The 12,869-nt window shown below is 41.9% G+C and carries 11 protein-coding genes and 1 riboswitch; of the genes, 5 read left to right on the top strand and 6 right to left on the bottom strand.

What is annotated here, in order from left to right; translation table 11 throughout:
• The first annotated feature begins 46 nt into the window (after positions 1-46).
• On the top strand, positions 47-1,378 hold the full coding sequence (locus tag F957_RS17035; RefSeq protein WP_016540643.1) for a Na+/H+ antiporter NhaC family protein: 1,332 nt from the start codon (positions 47-49) through the stop codon (positions 1,376-1,378).
• Positions 1,379-1,672: 294 nt separating this feature from the next.
• Here F957_RS17035 and F957_RS17040 read toward each other — a convergent pair whose 3' ends face one another.
• Positions 1,673-2,695, bottom strand: coding sequence for an AraC family transcriptional regulator (locus F957_RS17040; RefSeq protein ID WP_016540644.1), 1,023 nt, complete (start codon positions 2,693-2,695; stop codon positions 1,673-1,675).
• 116 nt (positions 2,696-2,811) lie between these two features.
• On the opposite strand from F957_RS17040, the gene F957_RS17045 reads away from it, so the two are divergent.
• Positions 2,812-3,687, top strand: coding sequence for a metal-dependent hydrolase (locus tag F957_RS17045; RefSeq protein ID WP_005206151.1), 876 nt, complete (start codon positions 2,812-2,814; stop codon positions 3,685-3,687).
• Positions 3,688-3,927: 240 nt separating this feature from the next.
• Here F957_RS17045 and F957_RS0120485 read toward each other — a convergent pair whose 3' ends face one another.
• Both F957_RS0120485 and F957_RS17050 read right to left on the bottom strand, forming a co-directional pair.
• Positions 3,928-4,374, bottom strand: a complete 447-nt coding sequence (locus F957_RS0120485) for a hypothetical protein (RefSeq protein WP_228129628.1) — start codon at positions 4,372-4,374, stop codon at positions 3,928-3,930.
• Between the two features lie 158 nt (positions 4,375-4,532).
• The gene (locus F957_RS17050; RefSeq protein ID WP_016540646.1) at positions 4,533-5,528 is read right to left on the bottom strand and encodes a DUF2804 domain-containing protein; all 996 of its coding nucleotides are present in this window, start codon (positions 5,526-5,528) and stop codon (positions 4,533-4,535) included.
• Positions 5,529-5,741: 213 nt separating this feature from the next.
• On the opposite strand from F957_RS17050, the gene F957_RS17055 reads away from it, so the two are divergent.
• Positions 5,742-7,520: a bifunctional metallophosphatase/5'-nucleotidase gene (locus F957_RS17055; RefSeq protein ID WP_016660164.1), complete on the top strand. Its 1,779-nt coding sequence runs from the start codon at positions 5,742-5,744 to the stop codon at positions 7,518-7,520.
• Between the two features lie 60 nt (positions 7,521-7,580).
• Here the strand turns inward: F957_RS17055 and F957_RS17060 are convergent, their stop codons facing one another.
• Genes F957_RS17060 through F957_RS17070 form a run of 3 tightly spaced genes read right to left on the bottom strand, consistent with a single transcriptional unit; the run spans position 7,581 to position 9,972 of the window.
• Positions 7,581-8,093, bottom strand: a complete 513-nt coding sequence (locus F957_RS17060) for a DUF1543 domain-containing protein (RefSeq protein ID WP_016540648.1) — start codon at positions 8,091-8,093, stop codon at positions 7,581-7,583.
• 9 nt (positions 8,094-8,102) lie between these two features.
• Positions 8,103-9,332, bottom strand: coding sequence for a tryptophan synthase subunit beta (trpB, locus tag F957_RS17065; protein WP_016540649.1), 1,230 nt, complete (start codon positions 9,330-9,332; stop codon positions 8,103-8,105).
• Positions 9,316-9,972 (bottom strand): phosphoribosylanthranilate isomerase, encoded by a 657-nt coding sequence (locus F957_RS17070; RefSeq protein ID WP_016540650.1) that lies wholly within the window; start codon positions 9,970-9,972, stop codon positions 9,316-9,318. The genes trpB and F957_RS17070 overlap by 17 nt, the downstream gene beginning before the upstream one ends.
• A 119-nt stretch (positions 9,973-10,091) precedes the next feature.
• Positions 10,092-10,305: riboswitch (cobalamin riboswitch) on the top strand.
• A 35-nt stretch (positions 10,306-10,340) separates the two neighbouring features.
• Between F957_RS17070 and F957_RS17075 the strand changes: the two genes are divergently transcribed.
• Positions 10,341-12,164, top strand: a complete 1,824-nt coding sequence (locus tag F957_RS17075; protein ID WP_016540651.1) for a TonB-dependent receptor plug domain-containing protein — start codon at positions 10,341-10,343, stop codon at positions 12,162-12,164.
• 104 nt (positions 12,165-12,268) lie between these two features.
• Positions 12,269-12,856 (top strand): cob(I)yrinic acid a,c-diamide adenosyltransferase, encoded by a 588-nt coding sequence (locus F957_RS17080; protein ID WP_016540652.1) that lies wholly within the window; start codon positions 12,269-12,271, stop codon positions 12,854-12,856.
• Positions 12,857-12,869 lie beyond the last annotated feature (13 nt).

The following is a 12,869-nucleotide window of genomic DNA, read 5'->3' as shown; positions in this document are numbered from 1 at the left end:
AGCTCCTTTATACTAGCCGCAATTTTTAAGTTTTCTTTTTATTTTTATGTCTGCCCACTCTCAGGAAAAAGTACAAAGCAATGCCCTTGCTTTGCTACCGCTATTGGTATTTTTGATCATCTTTCTCGGGAGTGGTCTCTATCATTCAATGATCGGGGCAGAATTTGCCTTCTATCAGGTCAAAGCGCCTGTTGCTGCGATTCCCGCTGTAATTCTGGCTTTACTGCTGTATAAGCAAAAGCTCAATGCGGCAATTGAAGAATTTTTGCAAGGTGCCAGTCATCCCAATCTGATTCTGATGTTTATGGTATTTATGCTGGCAGGTGCTTTTGCCAGTGTCTCCAGTGCCATAGGCAGCGTCGATGCAACGGTACAGTTGGGGCTTTCACTGATTTCGCCAGAATTTGTGTTACCGATGCTGTTTATCATTGCCGCGTTTATTGCAACCGCGATGGGAACTTCAATGGGCACCATTGCAGCCTGTGCCCCGATTGCCTTTGGTTTCGCCCAAGCCACTGATATTGCACCCATCTATGCCATTGGTGCTGTAGTCGGTGGTGCCATGTTTGGCGATAACTTATCGATGATTTCAGATACCACCATTGCTGCAACCCGTAGCCAGAATGTTGAACTTCGAGATAAATTCAGGGTCAATGTCTGGATTGCCCTCCCTGCGGCCATTATTACCTTATTGGTTTATATTTCAATGAGCCACGAAGCGGAAGCGATTCAATCACAGCCCTATGATCTCTGGCTGATTCTGCCTTATCTGGCTGTGTTTTTCCTCGCCTTTACCCGTCTGCATGTCTTGGCAGTGCTGATGATTGGAGTAATTCTATCTGGGTTGATGGGGCTGATTGAGAAACCAGATTTTGACCTTCTCAAACTGAATAGTGCGATTTATGATGGCTTTGTTGGCATGTTTGAAGTGGCATTACTTTCCATGTTGTTGGGTGGACTATCTACCTTGATGCAAAAAGAAGGTGGTTTGCAGTGGTTGATCCAACGGATCTATGCCATTACACGTCTATTCAAATTCGGTAAACAACGTGCTGGTGAATTCGGGATTAGCTTTCTGGTGGTCTTCTCTAATTTATTTGTGGCCAACAATACCGTCGCGATTATTTTATCTGGCGATATGGCACGTGAAGTGGCCAGAGAATACGGGGTTGATCCAAAACGTAGCGCGGCTTTACTGGATATTTTCTCGTGTGTGGTTCAAGGGATTATCCCCTACGGTGCGCAACTACTGTTGGCCTGTTCGATTGCCAAACTCTCTCCAATTGAGTTGATTGGCAATATCTACTATTGCTGGATTCTTGCGGTTTGTGCAGTACTCGCCATTGTCTTTAATTATCCACGTTTAAAAAACCAATAGAAAGTTTGGGTTACTGATCAAATCCCACTCTCAATAACGCTTTAATTTAGACAAGAATCTACTATCGTGACAGGCGACATGGATGTCGCCCGTTGGACTGGCCTTGCGCTGCATTTCAAAGCAGTGCTTGAAAATTTGCTCAGGACGTACCGTCAGTCCAACAGAGGATTTTTGTTACTTTTCATCCCTGAAAAGTAAGGGAAATATCAAACCTATCTGATTATTCATCAATTAAACAACCTTAGCTAAACTCACTTATTAATTAAAAGTTTGATTAGCAGTCTGATCTAAAATCTAAAGTGATTTCAAAAACTGCTTGGGCGTAACGCCTGTCCAACGCTTAAACGCCCGTCCAAACGCACTCTGATCCGCATAATTCAACCGCTCCGCAATTTCAGAAAAAGACTTCCCTTGCTGCAAATACAACTTACTCTGCTCCAAACGATACTGATCTAGCACATCCTGAAAATTCAGCTCATGGGCTTTGAGCTGACGTTGTAGCGTTCGTTCCGAACAATGCAGACGCTTCGCCACATAACTTTGCAGCACCTCTTCCTGCTGCAATAAACCTTGCTCGATAAAGGCATGTATCTTTTGGCGAAATTGCTGCTGTTGGACTTCAAAAGAACTCACGCTATTCAATGAATGCTGCGCTTGAGTGGATAACACTTGATTCAGTTGCTGGTCTGCGGCAATACTTTTTGCCTTTAAAATTTGATTGGAAAAGCGGATGGCGTACTGCCCCTGCTGAATTTGAATCGGGCAACCATAGAATTTTTCAAAATGATAAAGTGCAGTATGCGGCGCATAGCCAAATTGGATCATTTGCGGTGGCACTAAAGCATCTTGCACAATCGACTGCGAAATTTTAAAGATCAAGGCCAGATTGAGTTCATACATTTCCCGATAATCACTATAGGATGCACTCCAAACAATTTGGATATATTCAGAGAATTGCTGTACATCGAGCTGCTCTAAATTGGTTTGTTTAAACACCAGCGAATAGTAACGTTGTAATAATTGCAGGGCTTGCTGTAGATCAATACTGGTCGATGCCAAATAGCCCATCAAACCTAAATCTTGTAAATTGGCATGCTCTGCCAATACCAAAGTAATCGGACGAGTAAAGTGTGCTTGAGCAGCCTGTAACAATAAGGCGTAACGTTCGACATCAAAGTCACGCTCATCGGGGTTTTCCAAACAGGCTTGAAAGGCTTGCCAAAGTTCAGGTGCAACAACTTTAGACAAATCAATTTGTTCCTGTTGTAAAACACGATTAAACAAACGCAAATAGCCAATAATTATTTTAACTGACATGGGTCAATCTCATCCTGAGCTGTCGTTATTTGTATAAAACTTGGCTGTAACTGTCAAAACATTTCATCGGACTTTTTTCATACTGAGTACATGAAGAAAAACAAGGAATAGTCAAGATGAATGCACATGTTTCCTATCAAGTTGATCCTGTTGTCAGAACCAAACTGGACTTCCACCTCGACCAAGCGCCACGCTTCTGGTTTGGGGGGGATCCGTTCCGTACCCGTATGTTTGATGCTTTAAGCCTCACCTTCCCTGATGGTGAGCGTTATTTTATTGAATGTGTCCGTTTATTCCGTGACAAAATTGATGATCCAGACTTACAGGAACGTGTGGCTGATTTTATTCGTCAGGAAGCACAGCATGGTATTGCGCATGACAAAATGAACCAAGTCATGAAAGATCAAGGCATGCCTGTAGACCAGTTCACGACGCGTTTAAAGAAAATTTTTCGTTTTGAGCTCAAGAATCGCTCACCACAATACAACATTGCCATGACCGCAGCTGCCGAGCATTTAACGGCGCTAATGGCCGATACCTTTTATAGTAAAAAAGAAACCCTAGCAGAGGCTGATCCTTTTGTACGTGCACTTTTTGCTTGGCATGCGATTGAAGAAATGGAACATCGTGATGTGGCTTTTGATGTGATGCGTGAAGTTGGTGAAGTGCCTGAAGCCACCCGTCGCTTTGCCCTAGTGTTCACCACAGTGATGATGTTTGGCTTTACCCTGTATCGTACCGATGTAATGCTTAAAACTGATGGTTTCAACTTGAGACAACGTTTTGATATGGCACGTAAAGGCTTGCCATGGTTCTTTGGTCGCAACGGTATTTTAACGGCAAAAAGAGCACAATATAGCGACTGGTTTAAAAAAGATTTTCATCCAAATCAACATCCAGTTATTCGCCAGTATGATGTTTGGATTGATACTTTAGCCAAAACCAATGATCCGATTGCTGCGGGTGAAGCTTTTTGGCAAGCAGGGCTATGACCGAAGGCAATATTGCAATGAGATCATCTTATTTCGGTATTGCTCTTATTTCAATGTTTGAATAAGGATTGCCTACAAGCAGAATGCCTTGCACTCCTCATCAGTAAGTCTTCAATTACGGTGTACTTTCTTCACATGATCTGCAAGAAAGTACACATGATTTTTTAAGCAATATTTAATGAAAAACTTACCAGCAACATTAAATACAACAGCGAGAATATATTCAGGGACGAGGAAAAATTATTCTTCCTCAACTTTTAAAACAAAATCCTGATCAAAATCTTTTAATCCATCCCTGACCGTACCAGAAATATTTATCTTATAAATACCAGACTTCGTGGGTGTGCCCTCAATCTTCGTCAAAGCATGCCGAGCAAATTGTTTTTCCCCTTGATCTGATGAAACAATCAAACCACTGTTTTGATCAATATTTGATGCCACAACAAAAGTATCTTCAATTACACCATATTCTTTCATCTGTATTTCTGCATAATAAGGACTTCCAACTTTTGCCATTGGAATTTCTTTTGTCAAAAAGACATCACTATTCTCATGAGAACATCCCAATAGAAATAAAAATGTAAGTACGGCAAGCTTAGGTCGCAAGAAAAACTGATTGGCTGACACTGAATTTAAAAATTGAACATGACATGTATGTTGTTGTACGCTTGATTCACGCTTCTTCAAAAAATAATTTTTCTTAAAAATCATATTTTTATATTTAACCACCCTCGATTAAATGAATATTTTATATGGACTACAAGGAACTAGAGACAAAGTCAGCTGATGATAAAAACAGCCAACTTAAACCATTATTATGACTCAAACCGCTCAATTCGGTATGCCTACCACTTCGCATAGTGCTGTTCTAACAAACCATATTGATTATCTAATGACACCACTTCAACCTGCTCATGTGCAATGGTCCCGCTGACTTTGGCCTGCCATTGATTGAACTGGCTGCCAATCAAACGCAGGTTAATATTTTCAAAACGACACCAACCTGTTTCCACCATCAAGTTTAAACATCCACCCAAAGAACGAATCGACCATGTGTTTTCATTTTGCTGTTCGAATAATACATCAGTTAAAGGGTACAAACGCCCGTTGACCCACAAGGCATTTTCATTACCAAAACTTTCATTGACTCCTGAAGCAAGGTTAAGACCAATTCGCCGATCCTGTGCATCACGAAACTGGCAAGATAGCCAGAACCAAGCTGTTTCAGGACGTAGGAAACCACAGGTATCATCCAAAGCAGCAAGGCTATGTGCATTGAATTCAATCTGTTGTCGATCAGGACTCATAAAGAATCCTTCAACTGCCAGTGTGGTTTGCTTCTGGGTATAGGTCCAGCCATTGATCCCCGTCGGGCTACACAAACTTAAAGCATCCGTGCCCGCACAAAAAATTCGGGCTTTCAGTTGTACTTCACCATGTTTGGTCACTTGAATGTAGCGCACCCCATTGGCATGTTGCATATCGAATTGATAGGCTGATTTCTTAAAATGGCTTTGACTAAATAAGGGTTGCTCATCAAGCTGTGTTTTGAATGCCAAGGGCTGAATCGCATTCCACTCAATCACTTTTTGGGTTTGATGATCATAAACATAAAAGAAACCATGTCCTGCCCAAGATAAATCAACAATCGCCACGCCAATGCTGTAATGCGCATGTTGCAAACCACAGAATTTAAATTTCTTATATTTAAGCTGTTTGCGCCAACCTTTCAGTATCTGCCCATAAGGCGTTTTATAAATATAGTCGTCCAGATTAATCCGCGAAGGGACTTGTTCAAAACGTCCATAACGCGGTTGGCCATTGGCTTGTATCAAATCCATTTTATATTCCATGATTGCGAGATCGCATCTATGTCCATAATAGACTGTAAGTGATCAAATTTACTACTATTTCTATATAAAGAAGTGCTACTTAATTCGCATTTTACCCGATAAACCCAAGCGCTTAATGGACTTTTTAGCTTATAATTTCATCAAAGATTCATACATAAGTTTTATTTTAAAAAACAATCTTATACCACTCGATCAAAAAACATGACGACTCAACGATTCTTAAAAGCAAATATGCTCTGTCTCATGATGCTGGCTTTAACAGCATGTAATGACGACAATGATAATAACCAAACACCGACCGTTGAACGCAAAAATCAAAATATCAATATCCTTGCGTTTAATGATTTTCATGGCAATTTAGAACCGCCAAAACGTTTTATTGAAGCCGATGATCCAAACGATAATAGTAAAACCGTACGTATTCCTGTCGGTGGGGTGAGTTATTTTGCGGATGCAATTAAAAAGCTACGTGCGCAATATCCAAACAATGCCGTCGTGTCAGCAGGTGACTTGATTAGTGCTTCACCGCTCACATCATCGTTGTTCTTGGACGAGCCCACCATTGAGACCATGAATGACATTCAGATTGATTTCAATGCAGTCGGTAATCACGAATTTGACCGCGGTACAGATGAATTACGTCGTTTGCAAAATGGTGGTTGTCAGCAATATACCAGTGCTAAACCCTGCCAGATCAATCCAAAATTTGAGGGTGCCAAATTCAATTTCTTGGCTGCCAATGTCTCGATGAAGGCTGATCCTAAGAAAACGCTATTCCCAGCCTATAAAGTCAAAACTTATGGCGGCATTCCTGTTGCCTTTATTGGCATGACCTTGAAAGCGACGCCGAGCATTGTGTCGGCTGCGGGTATTAAAGATGTCAACTTCCATGATGAAGCAGATACGGTCAATGCCTTGATTCCTGAGTTAAAGAAACAAGGTATTGAAGCGATTGTGGTGGTGGTGCATGAAGGTGTCGCACCAAGTACCAAATTTAATAAAAAAACCTGTGATGGTCTCAGCGGTCCGTTACTCGGTATCCTTGATCGCTTAGATCCTGCAGTCGATGTGGTGGTTTCTGGTCATACCCATCAATCTTATATTTGTGATTACGCAACCAAAAATCCACAAAAGCCGTTTTTATTGACGTCTGCGGGACAATATGGCACGGCGATTACCAACATCCAATTAGAACTGGATGGCAAAACAGGTGATGTGATTAAGAAGGATGCCAAACAAGTTCCGATTCAAAGTGAAGCCTATAGCTCTGGTTCAACCACAGTGAACCTGACTGATCTTTATGAGAAATTCAATAAAACCCCAAGTATTGAAGCGATTTTGGATAAATATCGCCAAGCCGTCACCACCATTTCAGCCCGTGTGGTCGGTACAGCCAATGCGGTGATTAATCGCAATGCCACCGAAAGCGGTGAAAGCCCTCTTGGTAATTTAATTGCCGATGCACAACAAGCGATGGCCTTGACTGCAAGTAATCAAGGCTCTGACTTTACCCTGATGAATCCAGGGGGTGTTCGTGCCGACTTATTGGTGAATAGTAGTAATCAAATCACCTTTGGCGATGTCTTTACCGTACAGCCTTTCGGTAATTCAATTGTGACCCTTAGCCTGACAGGCAAACAGATCCGTGACGTGCTAGAACAGCAATGGTCAGGTGCGAATGCTGGAACGGTTCGGATTTTACAGCCATCCAAAGAATTCAGTTATGCTTATAAGAAAGACAACTCGACTTCTCCACGCGCCAGCAATATCTTGGTGGCAGGAAAAGCGTTGGATGATAACAAGGTTTACCGTGTGACGGTCAACAGCTTCCTTGCTGATGGCGGTGATAACTTCACGGTATTAAAACAAGGTAAAAATCCAGTCGGTGGCGGGCAAGATATCGATGCCCTTGAAAAATATGTGGTGCAGTACTCACCGCTAAATGCACCGAAAACCGATCGAATCAAAGTACTACCTTAACTGCATACACGCTAAAAAACAGGGAAGCCATAGCTTCCCTGTTTTCATTTTATCTGTTGATTAATCCAAGGTCAGATAAGTATTTTCCCAAATTGTGGGGCTAAACTCACCTTGAACTAAATGGATATAACGCCCTGCAACATGATCAATTGGAATACAATCATCGACATCGACCACACGATCGGTATGCGGTTTATGCCAATCTTGTTCGATAAACTGCTTACCCAACTGTTTTGCAATCACGGCATCTGATGCAACTACCAAATGATAGTTATGCAATTCACCAAAAGTATTAAGTGAATATCCACCTAAGTTAATCAAATATAATTTTTCAGCTAAAGCAGGTGGTGCAGCATCAGAAAACTGAATTTGATAATTCACGCCTTGTGATTGAACACCTGAAATCTGTGCCCAAGCATCAATATGTAAACCTTTCAATTCCCCAAACCAAGCCTGTTTAAGCTGCGGTGTAAGCTCAGACAAACTGTGACCAATTGTCATCACCACATCATGCACTTCAGTATTAGCTTTTGCATGTCGGCCACCCAACATCACCATAAACAAACTTGGCATTGTGAAAACTTACATCTCGACCATTTCAACGCCATCAATACGCGCAACCGTCATCAAGTCTTTATCTCCACGACCTGAAACAGTGGCAATAATGATTTGATCTTTCGACATGGTTGGCGCAAGTTTCGTGACGTAAGCCATCGCATGAGAGCTTTCAAGCGCAGGAATAATCCCTTCGATTTGAGTGAGATCACGGAAACCTTGTAAGGCTTCATCATCATTAATTGGCACATATTCAACACGGTTCATATCTTTTAAGAAACTATGCTCTGGACCTACGCCCGGATAGTCCAAACCAGCAGAAATACTGTGAGTTTCGATGATCTGACCTTGTTCATCCGACATCAAATACGTACGGTTACCATGTAACACCCCCACATGACCTGCATTCAATGGCGCAGAGTGTTTACCTGTTTCAATGCCATAGCCTGCGGCTTCAACACCGTACATTTTCACGTCTTGATCATTCAAGAATGGATAAAACAAGCCCATCGCATTTGAACCACCACCCACACAAGCCACAAGAGCATCAGGTAAACGCCCTGCTTGTTGTTGGATTTGTTGGCGCGCTTCGCGACCAATAATCGACTGGAAATCACGAACAAGCTGTGGATATGGATGTGGACCAGCCACGGTACCAATCACATAATAGGTGCTATCAACATTGGTGACCCAATCACGCATCGCTTCGTTCATGGCATCTTTCAAGGTTTTTGAACCACTCTGCACAGGGACCACCTTTGCACCCAACAAACGCATACGATAGACATTCATGGCCTGACGTTTCACGTCTTCAGCACCCATGTACACCACACATTCCATGCCTAAGCGTGCTGCAATGGTTGCTGTTGCCACACCGTGTTGACCTGCACCTGTTTCCGCAATAATACGCTTTTTACCCGACAGCTTTGCCAATAAAGCCTGACCAATGGTGTTATTAACCTTATGCGAACCCGTATGGTTCAGGTCTTCACGTTTCAGGTAAATTTGCGCACCGCCGAGGTGCTGAGACCATCGCTCAGCATAATAAAGTGGACTAGGACGACCAACATAGAAGGCAAGATCACGGTCAAACTCTGCCAAGAATTGAGCATCATTCTTCATACGACCATAAAGACTCTCGAGGTCTTCAAGTGCAGCCATCAGCGTTTCTGATACAAAACGTCCACCATGAATACCGAAATGCCCTTGAGCATCTGGAAACTGGGTGTAGTCAATCACGTTATTTTGCTGATCCACGTTGGACTCCTTGCATAAATTTTTCAATCAGTTGTTGGTCTTTTATACCTTTTGCGGACTCGACGCCTCCGCTGACATCTACAGCAAAAGCCTCTGTAGTATCAATAGCTTCACTGACATTTTCAGGGGTCAAGCCACCTGCCAAAATAAGTGGAATTTCAAGTTGTGGGAATTGGGTCCAGTCAAAACTGTGCCCTGTGCCGCCTTTCAGTTCAGGATGCCATGCATCAAGCAAGACTGCACTGGCTCCCGCTGCTTGATAACGCTGGATTTCAGCCACAACATCTAAATCTGGTTTGACTTGAATGGCCTTATACCAACGGCGTTTACAGTGTGCTGCAATTAATTGACATTGTTCTGGTGTTTCATCGCCATGTAGTTGTAATACATCTAAAGCAACGGAATCAAGCACCGTTTGAATTTCTTCAGCACTGGCATTTACAAATAAGCCGACCAATTGCACATAAGGTGGTACCAGCTTTGCCAAGCTTTGGGCTTGCTCGATACTGACATGACGTGGACTGGGTGGAAAAAACACAAAACCAATCGCATCTGCCCCGGCTTGGACAACGGCTTGGATATCTTGTGCTCGAGTAATTCCACAAATCTTGGCGCGAGTTCGCATTTGGCTTTGGCGCATGAGCTGTCCAATTTAAACTGAATATTTTTGAAACTCTGGCATTGTAATGCAATTTGACTTGCTTTGGGCAAAGTTCATTCGGAAATGCAATTGTTTAAAAAACGTTAACACTTTATACTTTGCGTAATCTTGCAACAAGTCTAAAGCAAATTCTTTTGTTTATAGGGAAGTTGGTGTAAATCCAACACTGCCCTCGCAACGGTAACACCGAATCACTCATCTCAGCTCAACGCCAAATCACTGCATCGGTATGATGTGGGAAGATGATGAGTAACATCATTTATTTGATGATTATAGTGGAGTCCGGAGACCTGCTTGTTGTTTATTTCCACATTATCATTCACGACGGGTGAATGTCTGGAGCGCGCATGTCTACTGTTTTTCAACCGACTCGTTTAGTTGGTGCTATTGCTATTGCAATGGGGTTTTCTTCACCTGTTTTTGCTCAAGATCAATCAAGCGATAAAACTGCGACGCTAGATACGATTGTTGTGACGGCATCAAAAACACCCGAATCAATTAAAAACGTGCCAGCACGTATTAATATTATTGAACCAAAAATCCTTGAACAATCACCAATCGCATCTTTACCTCAACTATTAGAAACCGACGCTTCAATCAATATGGTACAAAGCGGTGGCTATGGACAAACAGCATCTATCTTCCTGCGTGGTGGTAATTCAAACCAAACACTTGTTTTAAGAGATGGTGTTCGCCTGAATTCAGCAACCTCGGGCACAGCCTCTTTACCTTTTATTGATACAACTGACATTAAGCAAATTGAAGTATTAAAAGGCCCAGCTTCTGTTTTATATGGTACAGATGCAATCTCAGGTGTCGTTCAGCTGATTTCAAAAACACCCGAAAAAACCTCTGCTTTTGTAACAGGTGAAATTGGTGAAAATAAAACTTATAAATCTGTCATCGGTGCAGATCTGGCTGAAAATGGCTTCTATGCTCAAATTCGTGGACAACGCTTAGAAACAGATGGTACCCCTGTCAAAGACGCCAAAAATGCAGCTGATGCTTCATTTGATCAAAAGGGCTATAGCGCAAAAGTTGGGGTTGATAAAGCGCAATATGCAGCTTCGGTTGATTACAGTGAGAATCAAGGTTCTAGCGATTACGACAACTTTGGCAAACTCGTTTCTCAAGATTTTAAAAATGAAATCATTAACGTGAAAGGACGTTTAAATATTCTTGAGAATTTAGCAGTACATGCCCGTTTCTCTCAATTTAAAGATGAAATAGATCAAAATAATTCGACAGATTTTGTGCATAGTAAAACCCAAGAATCTGAGATCTATGGTCAATGGGGCTTTACTCCAAATCAACAGCTTTTGGTTGGTGTAACCCACCGTAATATTGACGGTGATGTTCTTTCTTATGGCTCACCATACCAAGAAGATATTGACTCAACTGGTTATTATATCCAACACAAATACGATCAAGCTGGGTTAAATACCCAAGTTGGTATCCGAGTTGAAGACAATGAAAAGTTCGGCACACATACCGTTGCTCAAGGATCAGTTCGCTATCAAGTTCTACCTTTAACCAGCGTTTATACCAATATTGGTTCAGCTTTTAAAGCACCAACACTTAATGATATGTATGCTTATGGCGGTAACCCAGACTTAAAGCCAGAAGAAAGCTTGTCTTACGAAATCGGTCTAGATCAAAAACTAGCTTACAATATTTCAACAGGTATATCTCTCTATACCACCGAAGTCGACAACCTCATTGATTTTGACGGTGTTCTCAATCAAATGAGAAATCTTGAAAAAGCGAAAATGGAAGGTAGTGAGCTTTATGTGAAATGGCAAGGTGATAACCTGTTTACCAATTTAAGCTACAACTATGTGCGTGCAAAAAATAAGAAAAATGATGAAGATCTAAGTCGTCGTCCTCGTCAAAATATTGCTTTAACTGCAGGTTGGACCGATGAACAATATACCTTCTCGACAACTATGCTTGCGAATGGTGATTACGACAACAGTGCATTTGATAATGTTCAAATCCCTGGGCACTTCCGTGTAGATATGCATGGGCAATACAAAGTAAATAAAAATGTAGATGTCTTTGCAAATATCCAGAATGTAGGTGATTCAAAATATCGTACCGCTTACGGTAGTGGTAGTTACTACATCAACGGTGGTCGCCTAGCTTCTGCGGGTGTCACATTCCGTTATTAATCGCGTGATAAAATTATAAAAAATATTTTCTTAACTCCAGTTTCGGGGTAATGTTCTGACCGACATTATCCCCTTTTTATTTTCAGGATCAGAGAAACAGAACTATGGGACATCGTTTAAGTAAAATCTATACCCGTACAGGCGACTCAGGTACAACTGGCCTAGGGGATGGTTCGCGCGTTGCCAAAGATGATTTACGTATTGCTGCGCTCGGTGATGTTGATGAACTGAATGCAACCATTGGTGTGCTCCGTGCACAAATCAGTGCCAGCACAGTTGAAAATAAAGCACACTGGGACAAAAGCTTAAGCCTGATTCAACATTGGTTGTTCGATTTAGGGGGTGAAGTGTGTATTCCAAATTACCACCTGCTTCAACCTGTATGCATCGAATTTCTGGAAAAAGAAATCGATCACATGAACGAGTCTTTACCGATGTTAAAAGACTTCATTCTGCCATCAGGTACTTTAGCATGTAGTTATGCACATCAGGCCCGTGCAGTCTGCCGTCGTGCCGAACGTGCTTTATTGTCGGTACATCATCGTGACCAAAATATTCAGACAACCGCATTACAATTACTGAATCGCTTATCAGACTGGTTGTTCGTTGCTTCACGTGCCTTACAACGTGCTGAAGGTGGTAACGAAGTGTTGTGGCAAAAGAATATTAATGACAGTATCGATCAAGCATAATCATTTCTTGGGT

It is taken from the genome of Acinetobacter gyllenbergii CIP 110306 = MTCC 11365 (assembly GCF_000413855.1).
Classification (GTDB): domain Bacteria; phylum Pseudomonadota; class Gammaproteobacteria; order Pseudomonadales; family Moraxellaceae; genus Acinetobacter; species Acinetobacter gyllenbergii.
The sequence above is the reverse complement of the archived record's forward strand: the minus strand, read 5'-3'. Positions and strand labels throughout refer to the sequence as shown.

Bases quoted from the DNA above. Each gene is read 5' to 3' on its own strand.
- F957_RS17075 (WP_016540651.1), top strand. From the start codon at position 10,341: ATGTCTACTGTTTTTCAACCGACTCGTTTAGTTGGTGCTATTGCTATT.
- F957_RS17050 (WP_016540646.1), bottom strand. From the start codon at position 5,528: ATGGATTTGATACAAGCCAATGGCCAACCGCGTTATGGACGTTTTGAA.
- F957_RS17045 (WP_005206151.1), top strand. From the start codon at position 2,812: ATGAATGCACATGTTTCCTATCAAGTTGATCCTGTTGTCAGAACCAAA.
- F957_RS17070 (WP_016540650.1), bottom strand. From the start codon at position 9,972: ATGCGCCAAAGCCAAATGCGAACTCGCGCCAAGATTTGTGGAATTACT.
- F957_RS17080 (WP_016540652.1), top strand. From the start codon at position 12,269: ATGGGACATCGTTTAAGTAAAATCTATACCCGTACAGGCGACTCAGGT.
- F957_RS17040 (WP_016540644.1), bottom strand. From the start codon at position 2,695: ATGTCAGTTAAAATAATTATTGGCTATTTGCGTTTGTTTAATCGTGTT.
- F957_RS17060 (WP_016540648.1), bottom strand. From the start codon at position 8,093: ATGCCAAGTTTGTTTATGGTGATGTTGGGTGGCCGACATGCAAAAGCT.
- F957_RS17035 (WP_016540643.1), top strand. From the start codon at position 47: ATGTCTGCCCACTCTCAGGAAAAAGTACAAAGCAATGCCCTTGCTTTG.
- F957_RS17055 (WP_016660164.1), top strand. From the start codon at position 5,742: ATGACGACTCAACGATTCTTAAAAGCAAATATGCTCTGTCTCATGATG.